The 21,718-nt window shown below is 72.1% G+C and carries 21 protein-coding genes, 1 pseudogene and 1 riboswitch; of the genes and pseudogenes, 10 read left to right on the top strand and 12 right to left on the bottom strand.

The features are described from left to right. Nucleotides 1-163: 163 nt before the first annotated feature. From SACTE_RS18485 to thrC, 3 genes are all read right to left on the bottom strand, one after another. Entirely contained in the window at nucleotides 164-370 is a 207-nt protein-coding gene (locus SACTE_RS18485; RefSeq protein ID WP_003967346.1) for a cold-shock protein, read from the bottom strand. Nucleotides 371-784: 414 nt separating this feature from the next. Next, entirely contained in the window at nucleotides 785-1,060 is a 276-nt protein-coding gene (locus tag SACTE_RS18480; RefSeq protein WP_014047539.1) for a MoaD/ThiS family protein, read from the bottom strand. Between the two features lie 27 nt (nucleotides 1,061-1,087). Next, complete coding sequence (gene thrC, locus SACTE_RS18475; protein WP_014047538.1) at nucleotides 1,088-2,386, bottom strand: threonine synthase; 1,299 nt, start codon at nucleotides 2,384-2,386, stop codon at nucleotides 1,088-1,090. 18 nt (nucleotides 2,387-2,404) lie between these two features. Continuing rightward, a riboswitch (SAM riboswitch) is annotated at nucleotides 2,405-2,532 on the bottom strand. 154 nt (nucleotides 2,533-2,686) lie between these two features. On the opposite strand from thrC, the gene SACTE_RS18470 reads away from it, so the two are divergent. Beyond that, nucleotides 2,687-3,637: a glucosyl-3-phosphoglycerate synthase gene (locus SACTE_RS18470; RefSeq protein WP_014047537.1), complete on the top strand. Its 951-nt coding sequence runs from the start codon at nucleotides 2,687-2,689 to the stop codon at nucleotides 3,635-3,637. 63 nt (nucleotides 3,638-3,700) lie between these two features. After that, nucleotides 3,701-5,077: a trehalose-6-phosphate synthase gene (locus tag SACTE_RS18465; protein WP_014047536.1), complete on the top strand. Its 1,377-nt coding sequence runs from the start codon at nucleotides 3,701-3,703 to the stop codon at nucleotides 5,075-5,077. Here the strand turns inward: SACTE_RS18465 and otsB are convergent. The 3 genes from otsB to SACTE_RS18450 are packed head-to-tail and all read right to left on the bottom strand — an operon-like array spanning nucleotide 5,074 to nucleotide 7,569. Continuing rightward, nucleotides 5,074-5,916, bottom strand: a complete 843-nt coding sequence (gene otsB / locus SACTE_RS18460) for a trehalose-phosphatase (RefSeq protein ID WP_014047535.1) — start codon at nucleotides 5,914-5,916, stop codon at nucleotides 5,074-5,076. The genes SACTE_RS18465 and otsB overlap by 4 nt on opposite strands. Nucleotides 5,917-5,954: 38 nt before the next feature. Continuing rightward, complete coding sequence (locus tag SACTE_RS18455) at nucleotides 5,955-6,281, bottom strand: DUF3263 domain-containing protein (RefSeq protein WP_014047534.1); 327 nt, start codon at nucleotides 6,279-6,281, stop codon at nucleotides 5,955-5,957. A gap of 10 nt (nucleotides 6,282-6,291) precedes the next feature. Continuing rightward, a complete protein-coding gene (locus SACTE_RS18450; protein ID WP_014047533.1) occupies nucleotides 6,292-7,569 on the bottom strand; it encodes an extracellular solute-binding protein in 1,278 nt (425 codons plus the stop codon). A gap of 161 nt (nucleotides 7,570-7,730) precedes the next feature. Here SACTE_RS18450 and SACTE_RS18445 point away from each other — a divergent pair, with 161 nt between their 5' ends. The 3 genes from SACTE_RS18445 to SACTE_RS18435 all read left to right on the top strand — a co-directional run bounded on the left by SACTE_RS18445 (nucleotide 7,731) and on the right by SACTE_RS18435 (nucleotide 10,898). Then, entirely contained in the window at nucleotides 7,731-8,663 is a 933-nt protein-coding gene (locus SACTE_RS18445) for an ROK family protein (RefSeq protein WP_026359154.1), read from the top strand. Beyond that, nucleotides 8,663-9,811 (top strand): N-acetylglucosamine-6-phosphate deacetylase, encoded by a 1,149-nt coding sequence (gene nagA, locus SACTE_RS18440; RefSeq protein WP_014047531.1) that lies wholly within the window; start codon nucleotides 8,663-8,665, stop codon nucleotides 9,809-9,811. Before SACTE_RS18445 ends, nagA begins: the two co-directional genes overlap by 1 nt. Before the next feature lie 154 nt (nucleotides 9,812-9,965). Next, nucleotides 9,966-10,898: a 1-phosphofructokinase family hexose kinase gene (locus tag SACTE_RS18435; protein ID WP_014047530.1), complete on the top strand. Its 933-nt coding sequence runs from the start codon at nucleotides 9,966-9,968 to the stop codon at nucleotides 10,896-10,898. 70 nt (nucleotides 10,899-10,968) lie between these two features. Here SACTE_RS18435 and SACTE_RS18430 read toward each other — a convergent pair whose 3' ends face one another. Both SACTE_RS18430 and cdgB read right to left on the bottom strand, forming a co-directional pair. Continuing rightward, nucleotides 10,969-11,931 (bottom strand): hypothetical protein, encoded by a 963-nt coding sequence (locus SACTE_RS18430; protein ID WP_014047529.1) that lies wholly within the window; start codon nucleotides 11,929-11,931, stop codon nucleotides 10,969-10,971. A 132-nt stretch (nucleotides 11,932-12,063) separates the two neighbouring features. Further along, nucleotides 12,064-13,731: a diguanylate cyclase CdgB gene (cdgB, locus tag SACTE_RS18425; protein ID WP_014047528.1), complete on the bottom strand. Its 1,668-nt coding sequence runs from the start codon at nucleotides 13,729-13,731 to the stop codon at nucleotides 12,064-12,066. Between the two features lie 368 nt (nucleotides 13,732-14,099). On the opposite strand from cdgB, the gene SACTE_RS18420 reads away from it, so the two are divergent. Continuing rightward, nucleotides 14,100-14,606 carry a flavin reductase family protein gene (locus tag SACTE_RS18420; protein ID WP_014047527.1) on the top strand — a complete coding sequence of 169 codons (507 nt, stop codon included), beginning with the start codon at nucleotides 14,100-14,102 and terminating at the stop codon, nucleotides 14,604-14,606. A 141-nt stretch (nucleotides 14,607-14,747) separates the two neighbouring features. Here the strand turns inward: SACTE_RS18420 and arfB are convergent, their stop codons facing one another. Continuing rightward, complete coding sequence (gene arfB, locus SACTE_RS18415; RefSeq protein WP_019993402.1) at nucleotides 14,748-15,182, bottom strand: alternative ribosome rescue aminoacyl-tRNA hydrolase ArfB; 435 nt, start codon at nucleotides 15,180-15,182, stop codon at nucleotides 14,748-14,750. Between the two features lie 171 nt (nucleotides 15,183-15,353). Between arfB and SACTE_RS18410 the strand changes: the two genes are divergently transcribed. Both SACTE_RS18410 and SACTE_RS18405 read left to right on the top strand, forming a co-directional pair. Beyond that, a complete protein-coding gene (locus SACTE_RS18410) occupies nucleotides 15,354-15,929 on the top strand; it encodes a TerD family protein (RefSeq protein WP_014047525.1) in 576 nt (191 codons plus the stop codon). Between the two features lie 239 nt (nucleotides 15,930-16,168). Next, a complete protein-coding gene (locus SACTE_RS18405) occupies nucleotides 16,169-16,666 on the top strand; it encodes a hypothetical protein (RefSeq protein ID WP_014047524.1) in 498 nt (165 codons plus the stop codon). Nucleotides 16,667-16,706: 40 nt separating this feature from the next. Here SACTE_RS18405 and SACTE_RS18400 read toward each other — a convergent pair whose 3' ends face one another. Continuing rightward, nucleotides 16,707-17,411: a pentapeptide repeat-containing protein gene (locus SACTE_RS18400; protein ID WP_050986370.1), complete on the bottom strand. Its 705-nt coding sequence runs from the start codon at nucleotides 17,409-17,411 to the stop codon at nucleotides 16,707-16,709. Nucleotides 17,412-17,553: 142 nt separating this feature from the next. Here SACTE_RS18400 and SACTE_RS18395 point away from each other — a divergent pair, with 142 nt between their 5' ends. Continuing rightward, complete coding sequence (locus SACTE_RS18395) at nucleotides 17,554-18,555, top strand: zinc-binding dehydrogenase (RefSeq protein ID WP_014047522.1); 1,002 nt, start codon at nucleotides 17,554-17,556, stop codon at nucleotides 18,553-18,555. A gap of 69 nt (nucleotides 18,556-18,624) precedes the next feature. Here the strand turns inward: SACTE_RS18395 and SACTE_RS18390 are convergent, their stop codons facing one another. Together SACTE_RS18390 and SACTE_RS18385 are read right to left on the bottom strand one after the other, a co-directional pair. Next, the gene (locus SACTE_RS18390; RefSeq protein WP_014047521.1) at nucleotides 18,625-19,101 is read right to left on the bottom strand and encodes a GNAT family N-acetyltransferase; all 477 of its coding nucleotides are present in this window, start codon (nucleotides 19,099-19,101) and stop codon (nucleotides 18,625-18,627) included. Nucleotides 19,102-19,137: 36 nt separating this feature from the next. Beyond that, on the bottom strand, nucleotides 19,138-20,046 hold the full coding sequence (locus SACTE_RS18385) for an aminoglycoside phosphotransferase family protein (RefSeq protein ID WP_026359155.1): 909 nt from the start codon (nucleotides 20,044-20,046) through the stop codon (nucleotides 19,138-19,140). Between the two features lie 92 nt (nucleotides 20,047-20,138). Here SACTE_RS18385 and SACTE_RS18380 point away from each other — a divergent pair. Then, a pseudogene (locus SACTE_RS18380) lies at nucleotides 20,139-21,538 on the top strand (FAD-dependent oxidoreductase). Nucleotides 21,539-21,718: the final 180 nt, after the last annotated feature.

Below are 21,718 nucleotides of genomic sequence, written 5' to 3'. Positions count from 1 at the left end.
AGCACTCGACCCCCGAGAGTGCAAGCGCCTTCCCTTGGTTGCGGACAACTGGAGGAGGCCCGCCCGCCGCCGGTACGCGCACACGCACGCAGGGCCCGTCCCCCCTTTACGGAGGTACGGGCCCTGCGTGCGTGAGTAGTGTCGTTGACCGACCGCGCCGAGCTCAGCCGACGGCGAGCTTGACCATGTCCGCCTGGGGCCCCTTCTGGCCCTGCGAGATCTCGAACTCAACTCGCTGACCCTCTTCGAGGGTGCGGTACCCGTCCATCTGGATCGCGCTGTAGTGGACGAAAACATCCGCACCACCGTCGACCGCGATGAAGCCGTACCCCTTCTCCGCGTTGAACCACTTGACGGTGCCCTGAGCCATGCCTAACTCCCCTATTACTGGCCCTTGCACGAGCCCGCACTTCGCGGGCCCGGGTCAGAACTCACCCTCCGTCAGGAGAGGGTGGCGTGCGTCGGAACGCGTCGACCGCCGCTGAATGTATCTGCCCAACTGCCCTCTGCAACAGGTCAATCGGACGAGAATTCTGGGCGCAGCCGAACGCCCGGATCGAGAAATCGGGGGAGATTCCCGGGCAAGTCGGGCCAGACAAAGGCCGCTTATGCCGCAAGGAGTGCACGTACTTTGGCTGCATCTTGTCGTGGCCGGGCGCATTCTCATATGCGGGCGGCACGAGCAGCGGAGGGGGCTTCCCCAACTGTACCCCGCTCAACCATGCAGAATTGCCCCCTCCGCTTCTGACGCGGAGGGGGCAATTGACGAGGATGTGGCGGGCGGTCAGCCTCCGGCGACGGCCGGGATGATCGAGATGCCGGCGCCGTCCGGGGTGGCCGCCTGCAGGCCGCCCTCGAAGCGCACGTCGTCGTCGTTGACGTACACGTTCACGAAGCGGCGCAGCTTGCCCTCGTCGTCCAGGACGCGGGCCGCGATGCCCGGGTGGTTCTTCTCCAGCGACTCGATGACCTCGGAGAGGACGGAGCCCTCCGCCGGGACCTCGGCCTGGCCGCCCGTGTAGGTGCGGAGGATGGTGGGGATACGGACCTTGACGCTCATGTGGGTGCCTTCCTCGTTCTCGGGTGGTCAGTGGGCGGCGGCGAGGCCGGCGTCGCGGAACGCGTCCAGGCTGGGCCGGATCGTGGCCGACAGGCCCGTGGTCGGGGCGACCGCGTCGAGCGTCTTGAGCCCGTCCCCGGTGTTCAGGACGACGGTGGTCAGCGCCGGGTCGAGCAGGCCCGCGTCGATCAGCTTCTTCGTCACGCCGACCGTCACCCCGCCCGCGGTCTCGGCGAAGATGCCCTCGGTCCGGGCCAGCAGCTTGATCGCGTCGACGATCTGCTCGTCGTTCACGTCCTCCACCGCGCCGCCGGTGCGCCGGGCGATGTCCAGGACGTACGGGCCGTCGGCCGGGTTTCCGATCGCCAGGGACTTGGCGATGGTGTCCGGCTTCTGCGGGCGCACCACGTCGTGGCCGCCCTTGAAGGCGGCGGAGACCGGGGAGCAGCCCTCGGCCTGGGCGCCGAAGATCTTGTAGGGCCTGTCCTCGACCAGACCGAGCTTGATCAGCTCCTGGAGCCCCTTGTCGATCTTCGTCAGCTGCGAGCCGGACGCGATCGGGATGACGATCTGGTCGGGCAGCCGCCAGCCGAGCTGCTCGCAGATCTCGTACGCCAGGGTCTTGGAACCCTCGCCGTAGTACGGCCGGAGGTTGACGTTGACGAAGCCCCAGCCCTCGCCGAGCGGGTCGCCGATGAGCTCCGAGCAGAAGCGGTTGACGTCGTCGTAATTGCCCTCGATGCCGACCAGTTCGCCGCCGTACACCGCGGCCATGACGACCTTGCCCTGCTCCAGGTCGTGCGGGATGAAGACGCAGGAGCGGAAGCCGGCGCGGGCCGCGGCGGCGCCCACGGCACCGGCGAGGTTGCCGGTCGAGGAGCAGGAGAGCGTGGTGAATCCGAAGGCACGGGCGGCCTCGACGGCGATCGCGACGACACGGTCCTTGAAGGAGTGCGTCGGGTTGCCGGAGTCGTCCTTGACGTACAGACCGCCGGTGACGCCCAGTTCACGGGCCAGGTTGTCGGCCTTGACCAGCTTGGTGAAACCGGGGTTGATGTTGGGCTTGTCCGCCACGTCGGACGGGACGGGCAGCAGCGGCGCGTAGCGCCAGATGTTGTCCGGGCCCTCCGCGATGCGCTTCTTCAGCTCCTCGGGGGAGCCGCTCGGCAGGTCGTAGGCCACTTCGAGTGGCCCGAAACAGGACACACAGGCGAAAATAGGACCGAGGGGGAAACGCTCACCGCATTCGCGGCAGGAAAGCGCCGCGGCGGGACCGAGGTCCACGGTGGAGGCGTTGTCGTTCGCTGCAACTGTCTGCACAGCCATGATGGCGGAGGCCCTTTCTCCTCATCTTCCTCACGACGTATTTCGCCGCAAGACGGAATTGGCACCTTCCCCACCGTGACCTCGCGGTCGGCAGGAGGGTTGCCGGGACTTCAACGGGCCGTTCCCTCTGTCCCTCTGGATGAGCGCTATGGCACCGGACCGAAGGATCCGGGCGTTTGTCCGCGGACCTACCCCGACATGCCGGGGCCGTCCGCGTTGTTCAAGACTGTAACCGAAGCCCCGGGCGATGGAGACAGTCGTCCGAACCGCGAGATGGATCACACACAGGGAGTACCGACCGTGCTGGAAGAGGTCGAACACTGGCTGACCAGGCGTTCCTGGTCGGCCACCGACCGCCCGCTCGACCGCCTCACCCAGGCCCGGGCGAAGGACCCGCACCGCGCGAGTGTGAGTGTCGTGCTGCCCGCGCTCGACGAGGAGGCGACGGTCGGCGCGATCGTCGCGGAGATCCGCCGCGAGCTGATGGAGAAGGTCCGCCTCGTCGACGAACTGGTGGTCATCGACTCCGGCTCGACCGACGCCACCGCCGCGGTCGCCCGGGAGGCGGGGGCCCGTGTCGTGCACCGGGACGCGATCCTGCCCCGGATACCCACCGTCCCCGGCAAGGGCGAGGTCCTGTGGCGGTCACTCCTGGTGACCAGCGGCGAGATCGTCTGCTTCGTCGACGCCGACCTCAAGGACTTCTCCGCCACATTCGTCTCCGGGACCGTCGGCCCGCTGCTGACCGACCCCTCGATGCAGTTCGTCAAGGCCATGTACGACCGGCCGCTGGGCGAGAAGGCCGGTCAGGGCGGCCGGGTCACGGAGCTGGTGGCACGCCCCCTGCTCAACATGCACTGGCCCCGGCTGGCCGGCTTCGTCCAGCCGCTGGGCGGCGAGTACGCGGTACGCCGCTCCCTGCTCGAACAGCTCCCCTTCCCGGTCGGTTACGGAGTGGAGCTGGGCCTCCTCGTGGACGCCCTCCACACGGTGGGCCTGGACGCCCTCGGCCAGGTCGACGTCGGCGTACGCAGGCACCGCCACCAGGACGGACACGCCCTGGGGCGCATGGCCGCGACGATCTACCGCACGGCGCAGCTGCGGCTGTCCCGGGGGCAGCTGGTGCGGCCCGAGATCACCCAGTTCGAGCGGGGCGAGCACGGCTTCGAGCCGCACACCTATCCCGTGGACACCGAGGAGCGTCCGCCGATGGCACAGATCGCGGAGTACGCCTCCCGCCACGCCGCATAGGGTTTCGGCTCTCGCGGCCGACGTCACGTTTGGCACCTTCCCCTACGGGCTAGGTTCGGGTACATGGTCTCCGAGCACGCCCCCAAGGTCCTCGTCGCGTCCAACCGCGGCCCGGTGTCGTACACCCTGCGGGAGGACGGCTCACTCGACTCGAAACGGGGCGGGGGCGGGCTCGTCTCCGGGCTGAGCGCCGTCGAGGACAAGGTGTGGGTCTGCGCGGCCCTGAGCGACGGCGACCGCGAGGCCGTGAGGCGCGGGGTGTCCGAGCCCGGCGTGCGGATGCTCGACATCGACGCCTCGGTGCACGCCGACGCGTACAACGGCATCGCGAACTCGGTCCTCTGGTTCGTCCACCACATGCTCTACCAGACACCGGTCGAGCCCGTCTTCGACGCGGAGTTCCGTCGGCAGTGGGCCTCCTACGAGGCCTACAACCGGGCCTTCGCCGAGGCGCTCGCCGAGGAGGCCGACCCGGACTCGGCGGTCCTGGTGCAGGACTACCACCTGACGCTGGTCCCCGGCATGCTGCGCGAACTGCGCCCCGACCTGCGCATCGGGCACTTCTCGCACACCCCGTGGGCGCCCGTCGACTACTTCCGGCTGCTGCCCGACGACATCGGCCGACAGGTGCTGCACGGCATCCTGGGCGCCGACCGGGCCGCGTTCCTGACCCGCCGCTGGGCGGACGCGTTCATCGGCTGCTGCACGGAGGTCCTGGGCGGCACCGGCCGCACCCGGATCGGCGTGCACGGGCTCGGCGCGGACGCGGACTTCCTGCGCCGCCGCTCGCGCGAGGCGGACGTGGACGAGCGGATGGCGACCCTGCGCGAGCAGGTCGGCGAGGGCCGGAAGACGATCGTCCGGGTGGACCGTACGGAACTGTCCAAGAACATCGTCCGGGGGCTGCACGCCTACCGGGCGCTGCTGGAAGAACGCCCCGAGTGGCGCGAGCGCGTGGTCCACGTGGCCTTCGCCTACCCCTCGCGGCAGGACCTCACGGTGTACCGCGACTACACGGCCGAGGTCCAGCGGGTCGCCGAGGACATCAACGCGACGTACGGCACCGCCGGCTGGACCCCCGTCCTGCTCCACGTCGACGACGACTTCGCCCGCTCGCTGGCCGCGTACCGGCTGGCGGACGTGGCCCTGGTCAACCCGATCCGCGACGGCATGAACCTGGTCGCCAAGGAGGTCCCCGTCGTCTCCGACCACGGCTGCGCCCTGGTGCTCTCCCGGGAGGCGGGCGCCTACGAGGAGCTGGGCGAGGACGCGATCGTGGTCAACCCGTACGACGTGTCGGCCACGGCCGAGGCCCTGCACGAGGCGCTGACCATGGACGGCGACGAGCGGGCGGCCCGCACCGAGCGGCTGGCCGCCGCGGCGACGTCGCTGCCGCCGCAGCAGTGGTTCCTGGGCCAGCTGGACGCGTTGCTGGGTTAGGGGGCGTCCAGGTGGCGGGCCAGCGTGTCGAGCAGGCCCACCACCGCCTCCGGGCCGGAGACCAGCAGGTCGGCCCGGTCGGCGAGTTCCGGGACCTCGGTGCCGCTGCACACCAGCAGACCGGGGACGCCCTGGGCGCGGAGCGCGTCCACGGCGGCGTACGCGGCGAGGTCGCCGAGGTCGTCACCGGCGTACAGCACGGCCTCGGCGCCCACCTCCTCGACGTACTCCGCGAGGGCGACGCCCTTGTCCATGCCCGGGGGGCGCAACTCCAGGACGAGGCGACCGGGTTCGACGATCAGTCCGTGCCGTTCGGCGAGGTCGGCCAGCGGGCCGCGCAAGGACTCGAACGCGGCCTGCGGGTCGGCGGCGCGACGGGTGTGGACGGCGACGGCGTGGCCCTTGTCCTCGACCCAGGCGCCGTCGGCGTCGGCCTGCTCCAGGACGGAGGGCAGTTCGGCGCGGACGCCCTCGACCCCCGGCGACGGGGCGGGGGCGTGGACGGTGTCCGTGGCGGCGTCCCAGCGCTCGGCGCCGTAGTGGCCGAGGACCACGAGGTGGTCGAGGCCGGGCGCCCCGGCGAAGCCGCCGAACCGGACGGCTACGTCCGCCGGGCGGCCGGTGATCACGGCGACGGAGGCGACCCGCGGGGCGAGCGCCGCGAGGGCCGGGACGGCGCCGGGGTGGGCGCGTGAGCGTTCCGGGTCCGGGACGATGTCGGCGAGCGTGCCGTCGAAGTCCAGCGCGACGACCGCGCGGGCGGGTCGGGCGAGCAGCGCGGCGAGGCCGTCGCGGCCGGCCTGGGTGGAAGGGGTCGGGAGGGGGTCCGGGGTGGCCATGCGGCGAGCGTATCGGTCCGGAACCGGCGAGGGGCGGCTCAGCGACGGTCGCGTCTGGCCTCGCGGACGCGGCGCAGGCGGTTGACCGTCACCGGGTCCTCCTCCAGTGCGCGGCGGTCGTCCAGGAGTGCGTTGAGGAGCTGGAAGTAGCGCACCGGGGACATCCCCAGCCGTTCCCGGATCGCGCGTTCCTTCGCACCCGGACCCGGCCAGGACTGCCGCTCCACGGCCAGCACCGCGCGCTCCTGGTCGGAGAGGGCGGCGTCCGGGGCCGAGGCGCCGGGATCCGAGGCGCCGGAATCCAGGGCGTCCGGGGCCGAGGCGTCGGGGTCCGGGGCATCCGGGTCCGGGGCGGCTGCGGTCATATCGCCCAACTTACTGCGCGCTCTCCGTGTCCCGCGCCACGGCCGCGATGTCGCCGAGGACGATCTCGGGGTTGCCGTTCGGCTCGACCGCGGAGCCGATCTTCTCCTTGACCGCCTCGCTGACCTGCGCCCAGGACGTCTTGCCGAAGGGGTAGAGCTGGGAGTTCGGCAGGGCCGACAGGAAGTCGTGCAGCGGCTTGTGCTTGGTGTCGGCCTCCATCTCGGCCGAGGCGCTCCCGGTCACCGGCAGCAGGTCGTACGCGTCGGCGAAGGCCAGCACGTTCTCGTCCTGATAGGCGAAGTCGAGGAACCTGCCTATCTCCTTGCGGTGGCCGTTCTGCTTGAAGCCCATCATCCAGTCGGCCACGCCCATGGAGCCCTCGGTCGGCCCGTCGGCCCCGGGCAGCGGGACCATGCCGACCTCGATGCCCTTCTTCTCGGCGTCCTCCATGAGCGTCGGGTGGCCGTTGAGCATGCCCACCTCGCCCTTGGTGAACGCCTCGAACGCCTTGGCCCGGTCGAGCTTGCCGGGGGCGACGGGCCCGGTGAGGCCCTTGCCGACGAGGTCTCTCTGCAGCCACTTGAAGGTCTCGACGTTGGCCGCGGAGTCGATGACGTACGTGCCGACGTCGTCCGTGTAGCCGCCGTTGCCGCTGAGCATCCACATCAGGGTCTCGGCCTGGGACTCCTCCGGGCCGAGCGGCAGGGCGAAGGGGTAGGTGACGCCGTTCTTCTTCAGCGCCTCGGCGTCGCTGCTGATGTCGTCCCAGGTCTGCGGGGCGTCGATACCCGCCGCGTCGAACAGCCCCTTGTTGTAGAAGAGCAGCCGGGTGCTCGCCACGAACGGAAGGCCGTACAGGGAGCCGCGGACCTTGCCCGCGTCGCTGAGCGACGGCAGGAAGTTGGACTCGGTGCGGATGGCCAGCATCTCGCTCGCGGGGTAGAGGTCTCCGGCCTCGGCGTAGTCGGCGTAGGCGCCGATCTGCGCGATGTCGGGGGCCTCGCCGGCCTTCACCATCTCGGCGACCTCGCGGTCGACGTCCTTCCAGGAGCGGACGGTGACGTCGACCCGGATGCCGGGGTTCTTCTTCTCGAACGCGGCGGCGAGGTCGTCCCAGTACTTCTGGGAACTGTTCTCGGCGCCGGTGCCGTAGTCCGCCGCCACCAGCTTCAGGGTGACGTCCCCCGAACCGCCGTCCGCTCCACAACCCGACAATGTCGCCGTCAAACCCAGTGCCGCCGCCACCGCGGTCACCCCCACAAAGCGCCGCTGCACAGCCTGGCCCATCCCTACGTTCGTCCGCACATGTACACCTACGTTGGTCTAAACCACCGCAGTATCGATTCGGCAATGTAGCAGGGGACGACTGGACACCGTTTGTATGCGCACGCAACAAACTGCGTTAGTGGACTAGACCTTTTAGGGGTCCTCGGGCGAAACTGTCTCCCGTGAGACACGTCATCGCCCTCGATGTGGGCGGCACAGGAATGAAGGCCGCACTGGTCGGGGAAGACGGCACCCTGCTCCACGAGGCGCGCCGGGCCACCGGCCGGGAGCGCGGCGCCGAGGCCGTCGTCGACACCGTCCTCGGCTTCGCGGAGGATCTGTACGCGTACGGCGAGGCCCACTTCGGCGAAGGGGCCGTCGCCGCCGGGGTCGCCGTACCGGGCATCGTCGACGCCGAGCGCGGGATCGCCGTCTACGCCACCAACCTGGGCTGGCGCGACGTCCCCCTGCGCGCCCTGATCGCCGAGCGGCTCGGCGGCATACCCGTCGCGCTCGGCCACGACGTCAGGACCGGCGGTCTCGCCGAGGGACGGATCGGCGCGGGCAAGGGCACCGACCGTTTCCTCTTCGTCCCGCTGGGCACCGGGATCGCCGGCGCCATCGGCATCGCGGGCTCCATCGAGGCGGGGGCCCACGGCTACGCGGGCGAGATCGGCCACGTCGTCGTACGCCCGGACGGCCCCGACTGCGGCTGCGGTCAGCGCGGCTGTCTGGAGACGCTGGCGTCCGCGTCCGCCGTCTCCCGGGCCTGGGCCGAGGCGTCCGGCGACCCGGAGGCCGACGCGGCGGACTGCGCCAAGGCCGTGGCCTCGGGCGACCCGGCCGCGCTCCGCGTCTGGCAGAACGCCGTCGACGCGCTCGCCGCGGGGCTGGTGACCGCCCTCACCCTGCTGGACCCCCGCACGCTGATCATCGGTGGCGGTCTGGCCGAGGCGGGGGAAACCTTGTTCACACCACTGCGTGCGGCCGTCGAGGAACGCGTCACGTTCCAGAAACTGCCCCACATCGTCCCGGCGGCCCTCGGGGACACCGCCGGATGCCTGGGCGCAGGGCTGCTCGCCTGGGATCTACTCTCCACGGAGGTATCCGCCTGATGGCCGGACGCGCAGACAGCACAGTTCTCGCAGGCGCCCGGGTGGTGCTTCCCACCGGAACCGTCGAGAACGGCCGGGTGATCGTCGAGGGCCCCCGGATCGCCGGCAGCACGCCGGACGGCGCCCGGACCGTCGACCTGTCGGGCCACTGGGTGGTCCCGGGCTTCGTGGACATGCACAACCACGGCGGCGGCGGAGCCTCCTTCGCCACCGGCTCCGCCGAGGACGTCCTGACCGGCGTGCGGACGCACCGCGCGCACGGCTCGACCACCGTCGTCGCCTCCACCGTCACCGGCGACATGGACTTCCTGGCCCGTCAGGCCGGTCTGCTCTCGGAGCTGGTCGAGCAGGGCGAGCTGGCCGGGGTCCACTTCGAGGGCCCCTTCATCTCCCCGTGCCGCAAGGGCGCCCACAGCGAGGCCCTCCTGCGCGACCCCGACCCCGCCGAGGTCCGCAAGCTGATCGAGGCGGCCCGCGGCACGGCCAAGATGGTCACCCTGGCCACCGAACTCCCGGGCGGCATCGAGTCCGTACGGCTGCTGGCCGAACACGGGGTGATCGCCGCCGTCGGGCACACGGACGCCACCTACGAGCAGACCGTCGAGGCGATCGACGCCGGCGCCACCGTCGCCACCCACCTCTACAACGCGATGCCCGTCCTCGGCCACCGTGCGCCCGGGCCGATCGCCGCCCTCCTGGAGGACGAGCGCGTCACCGTCGAGCTGATCAACGACGGGACGCACCTGCACCCGGCCGCACTCGAACTGGCCTACCACCACGCGGGAGCCGACCGGGTCGCGCTGATCACCGACGCGATGGACGCCGCCGGCGCCGCCGACGGCCGCTACCTCCTCGGCCCGCTCGACGTCGAGGTCAAGGACGGAGTCGCCCGGCTGGTGGAGGGCGGCTCGATCGCCGGCTCGACGCTGACCCTGGACACCGCGTTCCGCCGGGCCGTGACCGTCGACCGGATCCCGGTCGAGGACGTCGTCCGGTCCATCTCCGCCAACCCGGCGCGGCTGCTCGGCCTGGACGACCGGGTCGGCTCGCTCGAACCGGGCAAGGACGCCGACCTCGTCGTCCTGGACGCGGACTTCGCGCTCAAGGGCGTCATGCGCCGCGGCGAGTGGATCGTCGACCCCGCCTGAGCCCGGCGGGCTGGTCGAACACGTAACGAAGAGACGGCGGTTGTCCCGCGGGGCTGGGACGGCCGCCGCCTCTTTGGCATGATCGCCGGGGCAGCGCGCCGCGAGGAGACGGTGCGCGAAGGACGGACCACGAACGAACCGGGAGCCGGTGCAGGTGATACTGACCGTCACGCTGAACACCGCGCTCGACCTGACGTACGGCGTCCCCGCCCTCGTCCCGCACACCAGCCACCGCGTCGGCGAGATGACCGAGCGCCCCGGCGGCAAGGGCGTCAACGTGGCCCGGGTGCTCCGGGAACTGGGCCACGAGGCAGTGGTCACCGGCTTCGCCGGAGGTGCCACCGGAGCGGTCCTGCGCGAGCTGCTCGCCGGCCTCCCGAACCACCCGACCGACGCCCTCGTCGAGGTGTCCGGCAGCACCCGGCGCACCGTGGCCGTCGTCGACCGCGCCACCGGTGACACCACCCAGCTCAACGAACCCGGCCCGCACATCGGCGCCCACGAGTGGGACGCCTTCCTGCGGGCCTACCGCGACCTCCTCGGCACGGCCGACGCGGTCGCCCTCTGCGGCAGCCTGCCGCCCGGTATCCACGTCGGCGCCTACGCGGACCTGATCCGCCTCGCCCGCGCCGCCGGGGTGCCCGCACTGCTGGACACCAGCGGCGAACCCCTGCGCCGGGGCATCGCCGCCCGCCCCGACCTCGTCAAGCCGAACGCCGACGAGCTCGCCCAGCTCACCGGAGCCCGCGAACCCCTGCGCGCCACCCGCGACGCGCGCCGCCGGGGCGCCCACAGCGTCGTCGCCTCGCTGGGCGCCGACGGGCTGCTCGCCGTCACCCCGGACGGCATCTGGCGGGCCGCGCCCCCCGCCCCGGTCCGGGGGAATCCGACGGGCGCCGGGGACTCCGCCGTGGCCGGGCTGCTGGCCGGGCTCGTGGACGGACTGGACTGGCCCGGCCGGCTCGCCCGCGCGGTCGCCCTGGCGACCGCGACCGTACTGGCCCCCACCGCCGGCGAGTTCGACCCGGCGGCCTACGCGGAGCTGCTGCCCCGCGTCACGGTCGAGCGGCACGCCCCGGCCGCCTGACCCGGGACACGGCCGCGCCCCGGCTCGCGGGGCGAGACCGGGGCGCGGACGGTGTTCCCCGCGGGCGTACCTACTTGGTGTGGCCCGACTTCAGCTCCAGCTGGTCGAGGTTGGCGTCGCACGAGTCGCCCTCGCGGCACGACAGCGTGAGGGTGTTGGACCCCTTCTTGAGCTGCACCCACGCGTAGGTGTTGGTCCAGCCCTTCTCCAGGTCGCCCTCCGCGGCCTGTGCGAAGTTCTTCATGTTGATGGAGCGGGGCTCCTCGTCGTTGACCGTCAGGGACGTCTTGGCGTCCTTGCCGGGCACGCCGTACGTCACGTAGAGGGTGTACGGGCCGTCCGCCGGCACATCCACCGTCCAGGTCGCCGACCGGCCGACCTCGTTGAGGCTGATGTACTGGCCGTTGGCACCCTTGGCGCCCTTGACCGAGTTGTCCAGGGCCGCCGTGCCACCCAGGGTCAGCGTCGCCGCGTCCTGCTTGGGCAGTTCGACGGGCTCCTGGGACGGATCGGCCGACGTGGACGGCTCCGGGGACTCCTCGACCTCGCCCGCCGGGCCCGCCGACGAACCGGCCTCCTGCTTCTTCTTGTCGGAGTCGTCGCCCGTCATCAGCGCGGCGCCGATACCGATGAGCACCACCGCGACCACGGCGACCGCCGCGATCAGCAGCGCCTTGGTGTTGGGGCCGCCCCGCCCGGGACCGGAGCCCCGGCCGCCACCCTGCGGTGCGGTCGGCGCACCGCCCGGGTAGGTCTCCGGGGCCGCGTACTGCGGGTTCGGCTGACCGTACTGCGGCGGGGGCTGCTGGCCGTACGCCTGCTGCGGCGGTACCTGCCCGTACTGGCGCTCGCCGACGGTCCGCACCTGGTTGTACGAGGTTCTGGGCACGCCGGGCTGCTGTGCGGCCGGGCCGGGGTAGCCGTAGCCGCCCTGTCCCGGCGGCTGGGCGCCCGCCGCCTGCCCGTCCGCGTACAGATAGCCGAACGGATCGTCGTCCTCGGGCTTGCTCGCGCCGTTGTTCCCGGCCGTCATCCCTGGGTCACTCCTCACCATGTCGCCAGCCGTCGCCGACCGGCCGAGCCTACCCCGAACGGAGCAGACGTCGAATTGCCCCGGGCCGCCCCGGAAACCGGGCGTGGTACGGGAAGGGCGGGGGCGTGAACGTCATCCGGCCCTGCGGTGAACCTTCGACCGGGACCGCTTCTCCACGTACATCCGCTGGTCGGCGGAGCTCAGGACCTCTTCCACCGTCATGCCGCACTCGGCCCAGCCGATACCGAAGCTCGCACCGACCCTGACGGCCCGGCCGTCCACCCTGATGGGCGGAATGATGGCGTTACGCAAGCGTACGGCCAGATCTGCGGCATCCGCGGCCCCGAGCCCGTCCGCGAGGACGACGAATTCGTCACCCCCGAGCCGGGCGACGGTGTCACCGTCACGAACGCAGGTGGTCAGCCGCCTGGCGACCTCGATGAGGACCGCGTCGCCCGTGTGATGCCCGAAACGGTCGTTGATGGACTTGAAGCCGTCGAGGTCGCAGAAGAGGACGGCCAGGCCCTTCGTCCCGTCGTCGTGCTCCTCGTCCGGGGCGACGGTGTGGACGTGGTGGTCGTAGGGCCCACCGCCTGGGACGGCCTCGCCCTCGTAGCCGTCCGCGCGGTAGCCGTGGGCGGGCGAGGCCCCGGTGTCCCCGTACGCCGCGTCCAGCGCCTCGATCGCCGTGGAGGCCGAGGAGGCTGCCACCGAGTGAGGCCTCTCACACAGCCGGGCGCTGAGCCGGGAACGCAGCTCGGCGCTGTTGGGCAGGCCGGTGAGCGCGTCGTGGGACGCCCGGTGGGCGAGGTTCAGCTCGTTGCGCTTGCGCTCCTCGATGTCCTCGACGTGGGTGAGCAGGAAGCGCGGGCCGTCGGCGGTGTCCGCGACCACGGAGTTGCGCAGCGAGACCCAGAGGTAGGAGCCGTCGCGGCGGCCGAGCCGCAGCTCCGCCCGGCCGCCCTCGGCGGACGTACGCAGCAGGGTGCCGATGTCCTCGGGGTGGACGAGATCCGCGAAGGAGTAGCGGCGCAGCACGGAGGCGGGGCGGCCCAGCAGACGGCAGAGCGCGTCGTTGGTGCGCAGCAGCCTGCCGTGCTGGTCGCCGCCCATCTCGGCGATGGCCATGCCGCTGGGGGCGTACTCGAAGGCCTGGCGGAAGGATTCCTCACTGGCGCGCAGGGCCTGCTGCTCGCGCTCCAGCCGGACGAGGGCGCGCTGCATGTTTGCTCGCAGCCGGGCGTTACTGATCGCAATCGCCGCCTGGGAGGCGTACATCTGGAGGGCCTCACGGCCCCAGGCGCCGGGCCGGCGGCCGTTGCGCGGCCGGTCGACGGAGAGGACGCCCAGGAGGTCCATACCCCCGCCGGAGGCGTACATCGGGGCGTACAGCCGGTCCAGGGGGTGCCACTCGTCCTCGAAGCGGGGTTCCGGCCCGTCGGTGTGCCACTGCGGCACGTCGTCGTCGAGGAGCACCCAGCCCTCGGTGTGCGGTATGAACCGGAGCTCGTCCCAGGGCTCGCCCATGGACAGCCTGCGCTCCCAGGACTCCCTGGAGCCGACGCGGCCGGTGATCAGGGCCTCCGCGGCGTCGTTCCCGGCGAAGGCGGCGACGACGAGATCACCGTCGGGGCGGACGAGGTTGACGCAGCCCAGTTCGTAGCCGAGACCGGCGACGATGCCGTCGGCCACGGCCTGCAGCGTGTCGGCCAGACTCCGCGCCCTGTTGAGATCAGCGACGGCCTGGTGCAGCTGCCGCATGGTCGCAAGGCGGACGTACGGCTCCGACTCGGCCTCCATTGCTCGCACTCCCCGAGACCTCGACAGCAACTCCAGATTTCATATCGACGTACTTGTTGCAGTGTCACGGTCACTGAATCACAGTGAGCTGTGCCCTCGGTACACAGGGTCAACAAATAGTGGCCTCTGTGCTCCAAGTCACAACAGATGCCTCAGGAGTGTCGGATACCCGACAGGGCCCCTCCTGTCCGTTCCGGCGCTTTCTGAACGCAAATCGCGGAAGTCCCGGGAGCGCGGTACCCGGGTCCTAGGACCCGACTGGTCCCCTGGCCCGATGTGGCGGCGCCACCGGCCCCGCTAGCGTGCCGGATGTGCCATCTACGACTTCTCCCACCCCGCGCCCCGCGTCCGTACCCCATGCTGAGGGGGTGAGCAACGACGCGTTCCGTGCCGCCCTGGCCCGCCTGGCCGCCGGGGTGGTGCTGATCACCGCCGAGGAACCACCACTCGACGAGCACGGCCGGGGCGAGGACGTCGGGATGACGGCGACCGCCTTCGTCTCGGTCTCCCTGGACCCGCCGCTGGTCATGGTCAGCCTGCGCAACGACTCGCGGATGGACGACCTGCTGGCGGAGCAGCCCATGTGGGCGGTCTCGGTGCTGGCGGAGGACCAGCGGCAGATCGCCTCGCGGTTCGCCATGAAGGGGCGGATCAGCGACCGGCTGCTGTTCGAGAGCGTCCCCTACCTGCGGGGGGAGATGACGGGTGCCCCACTGGTGGCCGGTGCGCTGGCGACGCTGGAGTGCCGTACGGAGCAGCGGGTGCGGGCGGGCGACCACACGCTGGTGATCGGGCGGGTGCTGACCGCCGAGCTGCCGAGCGGGGACGGCGAGCCCCTGACGTACTTCAAGGGCCGCTACCGCCGGCTGGGCTGAGGCGGCGGGGCACTCGGGCGCGATGCGGCGGTGAGCACGTGGGCGCGATGCGGCGGGGCCACACCGGCCTGAAACGGTGCCCCCGCGCGGCCGCCGGGCGTCACACGGACCGAAACGGTGCCCTCGGACGGCTGCCGGGCGTCACCAGTCGCGGCCGGAGCGGCCGCGCTTCGTCTCGCCGCGCTGCTTCTTCTCACGCAGGCGGCGTTCGTTGATGCCGCGCGGGATCCGCTTCTTGCGACGCGGCGCGGGCGGCGGGGCGGTGGCCTCCGCGAGGAGCGCGGCGAGCCGCACGGCGGCGGTCTCGCGGTTGCGCCACTGGGAGCGGTGTTCCGAGGCGCGTACGGAGACGACGCCGCCCACCAGCCTGCCCGCCAGCCTTTCGAGCGCCCGGGCCTTCCACACCTCGGGCAGGGCCTCGGTCGCCGCCAGGTCGAAGCGGAGCTCCACCTGGGAGTCGGTGGTGTTGACGTGCTGGCCGCCGGGACCGGAGGACCGCGAGAAACGCCACATGAGCTCGGCCTCCGGCAGGGAGACCGAACCGCGGATGACATAGGGCCCGGACATGACACCCATGGTCCCTGGCCCGGGGCCGGTTCGTCACCTTGTTTTGCGTGCGTTCGGGCAGAAGTTCGGCAAAGAAAGTAAAGCGAGCAGGAACCTCCTGGTCCACTGCCCGCGTTATGACGGGTGACGGTAGCTTCGTGATGGCACGAAGCCCGCACACGACGAGGAAAGGGACTTCCCATGGCAGTAAGCCTGTCCAAGGGCGGCAACGTCTCGCTCACCAAGGAGGCCCCGGGCCTGACCGCCGTCACGGTCGGCCTCGGCTGGGACGTCCGCACCACCACCGGCACCGACTTCGACCTCGACGCCTCGGCGATCGCGGTGAACGCGGCCGGCAAGGTCTACTCCGACGGCCACTTCGTCTTCTTCAACAACAAGGCGACGCCGGACCAGACCATCGTCCACACCGGTGACAACGTCACGGGCCAGGGCGAGGGCGACGACGAGCAGATCAACGTCAACCTGGCGGGCCTCCCGGCGGACATCGACAAGATCGTCTTCCCGGTCTCCATCTACGACGCCGAGGCCCGCAGCCAGAACTTCGGCCAGGTGCGCAACGCCTTCATCCGCATCGTCAACCAGGCCGGCGGCACCGAGATCGCCCGCTACGACCTGAGCGAGGACGCCGCCACCGAGACCGCCATGGTCTTCGGCGAGCTCTACCGCAACGGCGCCGAGTGGAAGTTCCGCGCGGTCGGCCAGGGCTACGCCTCGGGCCTGCGCGGCATCGCCCAGGACTTCGGCGTCAACCTCTGACGCACAGTCACCGCAAGCCCCCGGGTCGCCCTTGCGGCGGGCCGGGGGCCTGCGTGTGCCACGGGCCGGGGACTGCCGCCGAGAAGGCCGTCTCTGCGCGGTGTGGCGACCGTCCCGGCACGGCGTGACGGCGCGGCCCGTCTCCTCCGGACGGCCCCGTGAACTCCGCGGACCCCGCCGCCCGCCGGCCGCCTCGCGGCCCGGCACGGGCCACCCGCCGGGCATGACACCATCGAACCGTGCTCGACATCGGCTACTCCCTCTCCCGGCGCTTCCCGGACCCCCCGCAGACCGACTACCGCCGCGCGGACGTCCGCGCCCTGCGGCACGACCTGTTCTCCGGGGACGTCTACCTCGCCGACACCAAGGCGGACCGCGAAGTGTCCACAGCCTGGGGATGGGTCCCCGTGCTCGACTTCGCCTGGGCGCTCTGCGACATCGTCGAGCAGCTCGACCAGGACCCGCGCGGCAGCCGCTCGCACCGCCGCCAGTACGCCGAGCTCGACTTCACCGAGTCCTCCGACCGCATGCTCTTCGAACGCCGCTTCGGCTGGGTGGACATCGAAGCGGACTGGATGCCCGCCGAGGAGCCCCCGCTCACCTTCAGCCACTCGCTGCTGCGCCGCGAGGCCCGCGACTTCCTGCACGACGTGATCGCCGACCTCGCCGACATGCATGACGGCCTCGCCGACAATCCCGTCGTCTGGGACCTCCAGGCCCGCTTCCCCCGCCTTTGAGCTCCTCCGTCTCCGAGCTCCTCCGTCCCCGAGCGGATGCCTACGCCTCCACCCGCACCCCGATCTGCGCGGCGAACGCCGGTGCCAGCTCCATCAGCTGGGCCGGGCTGATCACCGCCCCCGCCAGCCGGTCCACCCCCCGCGCGATGTCGAGCTCGGCGACCGAGCGCAGATCGACCGACTCCATCCGCACGGCGGTGAAGTCGGCCCGCCGCAGCACGCAGTCCCGGAACTCCACCCGTGTCAGCTGCGCCTGTCCGAAGTCCGGCTCGGAGAGCACACAGCCCTCGAAGACGACGTCTCTGAGCCGTGCCGTCCGCAGATTCAGGTAGTCGATCTTCCCGCCCCGCACCAGGACCCGCTCCAGCACCGCGCCGTGCAGCTGGACCCCGCCCAGCCGCGCGTCGACGATCTCCACATCGCGCAGGGACGCCCCGGCGAGGTCCGTGCCCACCCCGCGCACGCCCGTCAGCACCGAGTCCAGGAACCTGGCCCGCCCCAGCTCCGTACGGTCCAGGGAGCAGCCCCGCAGCTCGCAGTCCATGAAGCGGGCCCCCGGGCCCGCCGCGTCCGTGAGGTCCACCTCCTCGAACCGCACACCGTCGTAGTCCCCGTCCGGCTCCAGCCCCTCGCCCTCGTAAGCGACGAGGGGTGGCAGCCGGACCTCCGGGCGCCGCGCCGCGGCCACCGCGTCCTTCACACCCGCACGCCCACCGCTTCCGCTCCTGCTGCCTCTCCCTGCCATGCCCCCATCGTGACCTACGCCACCGACAGTCCGGCCCCGCCCCCTCCGAGGCCCGGCGATGTCAGGCACGGGCTTGACCTCAAGCGCGCGTGAGGTCGGACAGTGGCGGACGAAGCCACCGCCACGACTCCGGGGAGCCCGCATGCACGCCGTCCGCCTCCACGCCTTCGGCCCCGCCGAGAACCTCACCTACGAGCGGACCGACGATCCCGTCCCGGGCCCCGGCCAGGTCCGGATCGCCGTCGCCGCGGCGGGCGTCCACCTCCTCGACGCCGCCCTGCGGGAGGGCGCGGCCGGCCCCTACCCGGCGCCCACCGAGCTGCCCACGATCCCCGGCCGCGAGGTCGCCGGCACCGTCGAGTCGCTCGGCGAAGGCACCGATCCGGGCTGGCTCGGCCGCCGCGTCGTCGCCCACATCGGCATGGCCCCCGGCGGCTACGCCGAACTCACCGTCACCGACGCCGACAGGCTCCACCCGGTCCCCGACGGGCTCGACGAGGCCGAGGCCGTCGCCATGATCGGCACCGGCCGCACCGCACTCGGCATCCTCCAGTTCACCGAGCTGGGGCCCGACTCCGTCGCCGTCGTCCCCGCCGCGGCCGGCGGCATCGGCACCCTGATCGTCCAGTACGCCAAGAACGCCGGGGCCACCGTCATCGGCCTGGCGGGCGGCCCGGCCAAGGTCGCCCGGGTCACCGGGAACGGCGCCGACCTCGCCGTCGACTACACGCGCCCCGACTGGCACCGCGAGGTCCGCGCCCACCTCGACGCCCTCGGCCGCGACGCCACGGTCGTCTACGACTCGGTGGGCGGCGACACCGCCCGCGCCGCCGTCGGCCTGCTCGGGAAAGGCGGCCTGCACGTCGTCTTCGGCTGGTCGAGCCAGGGGATCCGCGACGGCGAGGGCCTCTCCTTCACCGAGGAGGAGCTCGCCGCACGCGGCATCACCTCACGGGGCGTCCTCGGCCCCGTCATGATCGAGAAGGCGGGCGGTCTGCGCGCCCTGGAATCACGGGCGCTCGCCGAGGCCGCCTCCGGACGGCTCCGGCCCGCCGTCCAGCGCTACCCCCTCGCGGAGGCCGCCGCCGCCCACCACGCCCTCGAGACACGCGGCACCACGGGCAAGGTCGTCCTCATCCCCTGACCCCCGCGGGGCCCGAGGGCCACCCCGTCGTCCTCATCCCCTGACCCCCGCGGGGCCCGAGGGCCGCCCTCAGGCCCCGCCCAGCTCCGCGAGCGCCCCGTCCGACAGCCGGTACACCGTCCACTCGTCCTGCGGGCGCGCGCCCAGCGACTCGTAGAACGCGATGGACGGGGCGTTCCAGTTCAGCACCGACCACTCCAGGCGCCCGTACCCGCGCTCCACACAGATCCGCGCCAGCTCCGCCAGCAGCGCCTTCCCGTGCCCTCCGCCACGCCGCTCCGGGCGCACGTACAGATCCTCCAGGTACACCCCGTGCACCCCGCGCCAGGTCGAGAAGTTGAGGAACCACAGCGCGAACCCGACAGCCTCACCGTCCTCGTCCGACACCGCGAGGTGCGCATACGCCGCCGGGTGCTCCCCGAACAGCGCCCGGCGCAGCTGCTCCTCGGTGGCCTGGGCCTCGTCGAGCGCCTTCTCGTAGTCGGCGAGCTCGCGGATCATGGCGTGGATGACAGGGACGTCGTCGACCGTGGCAGTACGAATCATGGGAGCACCCTAGACACGCGGCCACACGTCCACGCCTCAGCTCCGCCGCGACAACCGCCGGGCGATCTCCGCGTGATCGGCCGACAGCCGCCGCGCCCCGCCACCGGTCGACCACACCCCGTTCTGCAGCACCCGCCCCAGGGTCCAGGCCCGCGCCCTGTCCCGGTCGAGCCCCAGCACCTCCGTCAGCAGGTCGAACCGCCAGAGCACCTCGGAGGCGTCGAACCGGTTGTCCAGGGCGGGGAAAAGCTCGAACCCCGGGTCCCCGGCGAGCGGCTTCGGGTCCAGCGCCACCCACTGCCCCGCCCGGCCCTCCTCCGGCCGCCCGGCCAGGATGTTGTCGTAGTGCAGGTCCCAGTGCAGCAACCGGTCACCCGGCTCCCCCGCCACCTCCCGTACCGCCGCCGCGCAGTCGAGCAGCAACCGCCGCTCGCCCTCGTCCGCCAGCGCCCCGGCCGCCCCGGGAGCGGCCTCCAGCATCCGCGCCGCCACCTCGCCCAGGCCCCGCATGCCCTCCGGCGCCGGTACGGACACCAGCCGGGCCAGCGACCGGGCCAGCACACCCACCGCCACCCGCGCATCGGCCACCGCCGTCAACGGCCGCCGCTCGTCGAGCCGTTCCAGCAGCAGCGCACCGGTCCGCGCGTCGTACTCCAGCAGACCGACCGCTCCGGCGCCCGCCGCACCCCACGCCCGCAGCGCGGCCGGCTCCCCCACCGTCTCCTCGTCGACCATCTGCAACTTCAGCGCCGCCGGACGGCCGTCCTCCCGCACCACCGGCAGCACCAGCGCGCACATCCCGTACATCACGCCGCCGTCCGGCCGCAGCCCCCACCGGTCCAGGAACTCCTCGGCGAGCGCCGGCAGCGCGGACGCGAACGCCCGGCCCGCCGCGCCCTTGAACTCGACCTGGCAGGCGGCGAACTCCTCGGGAACCTCGATCACACCCCGAGCGTAGAAGAGCACGCCCGACGACGCCCCGCCGCGCAGTACTGTCCCCCCAGCAACTGGACTGCACACGGACAAGCAGGGGACATATGAACACGGTCAGCACCGTCAACGGCGGCATACCGTTCTGGTACGCGCACGGGGGCACCCCCGTCCCGCGCGAGCCCCTGCCCGGCGACACCACCGCGGACGTCTGTGTCGTGGGCGGCGGGTACACCGGCCTGTGGACGGCGTACTACCTCAAGAAGGCCGTCCCCTTCCTCGACATCACCGTCCTGGAAGCCGCGTCCTGCGGACACGGCGCCTCCGGCCGCAACGGGGGCCGTCTGCACAACGGCTTCGCCGGCCGCGGCCGCTACGCCCGGCTGCACGGCCACGACGCCGCCGTCCGCCTCCAGCAGGCCGTGAACGCCACGGTGGCCGAGGTCGTCCGCTTCGCCGCCGAAGAGAGGATCGACGCCGACATCCACCACGGCGGCGCCCTCGAAGTCGCCCGTAACCCGGCCCAGTTGGCGCGCCTCAAGGACCACCACTCGGTGGAGATCGCCTTCGGTGAGAACGATCGGGTCATGCGCGGTGCCAGGGAGACCGCCGAACGCGTCCGGATCGCCGGGGCCGTCGGCTCCAGCTGGACCCCGCACGGCGCCCGACTGCACCCCGGGAAGCTCGTCACGGGCCTCGCCGACGCGGTGGAGGCGCTCGGCGTGACCATCCACGAGTCGACCCCCGTCACCGAGATCAGACCCAAGCACGCCGTCACCCCCTACGGCACGGTCCGCGCCCCGTACGTCCTGCGCTGCACCGAGGGCTACACCGCCGCTCTCAAGGGCCACAAACGCACCTGGCTCCCCATGGACTCGTCGGTGATCGTCACCGAGCCGCTGCCCTCGTCGCTCTGGGACACCCTCGGCTGGGAGGGACGCGAGACCCTCGGCGAGCTGGCCCACTCCCCCGCCTACGCCCAGCGCACCGCCGACGGCCGCATCGTGCTCGGCCGCCGGGACGCCTCCTGCCACCACGGTCCGTCCGTCGGCGCCGACACCCGTACGCCGCCCGCCACCGTCGAGGCCCTGGCGACCTGCTGGTCCGCCTCTTCCCCACGACCGCCGGCACCCGGATCGACCACACCTGGTCAGGCGTGGTGGGCGTCCCCCGCGACCGGTGCGCCACGGTCGCCCTGGACCGCTCCACGGGCCTCGGCTGGGCGGGCGGCTACGCGGACTGCGGTGTCGCCACCGCCAACCTCGCCGCCCGCACCCTGCGCGACCTCATCCAGCAGGACTCCGGCCAGGCCGGTCCCACCGAGCTGACCACCCTGCCCTGGGTCGGCCACACCTCGCGCCGCTGGGAACCCGAGCCCCTGCGCCGGCTCGGCGTCCACACCGTGCGGGCGGCCTACCGCGCGGCCGACCGACGGGAGGCCACGGCGGTGAGCGCGGAGACGGACCGCCTCGCCACATGGGCGGACCGGCTCACGGGGCGTGCTTGACGCAACGCCGGGAAGGCTTGCCGAGCGGCGTGGACAGTTCGGCGTACCGGCGGGAGGCGGCTCGGCGGAAGGCGCGGCTCGGCGGGCATGGGTCCCCGGCCACTCGGGCGGTCGCAGAAATCGAACATATAGACACGATTGAGCCGGTTATCCGATTTACTGTGTACCAATGCCGGGCGT

Source organism: Streptomyces sp. SirexAA-E (assembly GCF_000177195.2).
GTDB lineage: Bacteria > Actinomycetota > Actinomycetes > Streptomycetales > Streptomycetaceae > Streptomyces > Streptomyces flavovirens.
This window is presented reverse-complemented; position numbering and strand designations above follow the sequence as displayed.

Bases quoted from the DNA above. Each gene is read 5' to 3' on its own strand.
- SACTE_RS18485 (WP_003967346.1), bottom strand. From the start codon at position 370: ATGGCTCAGGGCACCGTCAAGTGGTTCAACGCGGAGAAGGGGTACGGC.
- SACTE_RS18480 (WP_014047539.1), bottom strand. From the start codon at position 1,060: ATGAGCGTCAAGGTCCGTATCCCCACCATCCTCCGCACCTACACGGGC.
- thrC (WP_014047538.1), bottom strand. From the start codon at position 2,386: ATGGCTGTGCAGACAGTTGCAGCGAACGACAACGCCTCCACCGTGGAC.
- SACTE_RS18465 (WP_014047536.1), top strand. From the start codon at position 3,701: ATGGTCTCCGAGCACGCCCCCAAGGTCCTCGTCGCGTCCAACCGCGGC.
- otsB (WP_014047535.1), bottom strand. From the start codon at position 5,916: ATGGCCACCCCGGACCCCCTCCCGACCCCTTCCACCCAGGCCGGCCGC.
- SACTE_RS18455 (WP_014047534.1), bottom strand. From the start codon at position 6,281: ATGACCGCAGCCGCCCCGGACCCGGATGCCCCGGACCCCGACGCCTCG.
- SACTE_RS18450 (WP_014047533.1), bottom strand. From the start codon at position 7,569: ATGGGCCAGGCTGTGCAGCGGCGCTTTGTGGGGGTGACCGCGGTGGCG.
- nagA (WP_014047531.1), top strand. From the start codon at position 8,663: ATGGCCGGACGCGCAGACAGCACAGTTCTCGCAGGCGCCCGGGTGGTG.
- SACTE_RS18430 (WP_014047529.1), bottom strand. From the start codon at position 11,931: ATGACGGCCGGGAACAACGGCGCGAGCAAGCCCGAGGACGACGATCCG.
- cdgB (WP_014047528.1), bottom strand. From the start codon at position 13,731: ATGGAGGCCGAGTCGGAGCCGTACGTCCGCCTTGCGACCATGCGGCAG.
- arfB (WP_019993402.1), bottom strand. From the start codon at position 15,182: ATGGGTGTCATGTCCGGGCCCTATGTCATCCGCGGTTCGGTCTCCCTG.
- SACTE_RS18410 (WP_014047525.1), top strand. From the start codon at position 15,354: ATGGCAGTAAGCCTGTCCAAGGGCGGCAACGTCTCGCTCACCAAGGAG.
- SACTE_RS18400 (WP_050986370.1), bottom strand. From the start codon at position 17,411: ATGGCAGGGAGAGGCAGCAGGAGCGGAAGCGGTGGGCGTGCGGGTGTG.
- SACTE_RS18395 (WP_014047522.1), top strand. From the start codon at position 17,554: ATGCACGCCGTCCGCCTCCACGCCTTCGGCCCCGCCGAGAACCTCACC.
- SACTE_RS18390 (WP_014047521.1), bottom strand. From the start codon at position 19,101: ATGATTCGTACTGCCACGGTCGACGACGTCCCTGTCATCCACGCCATG.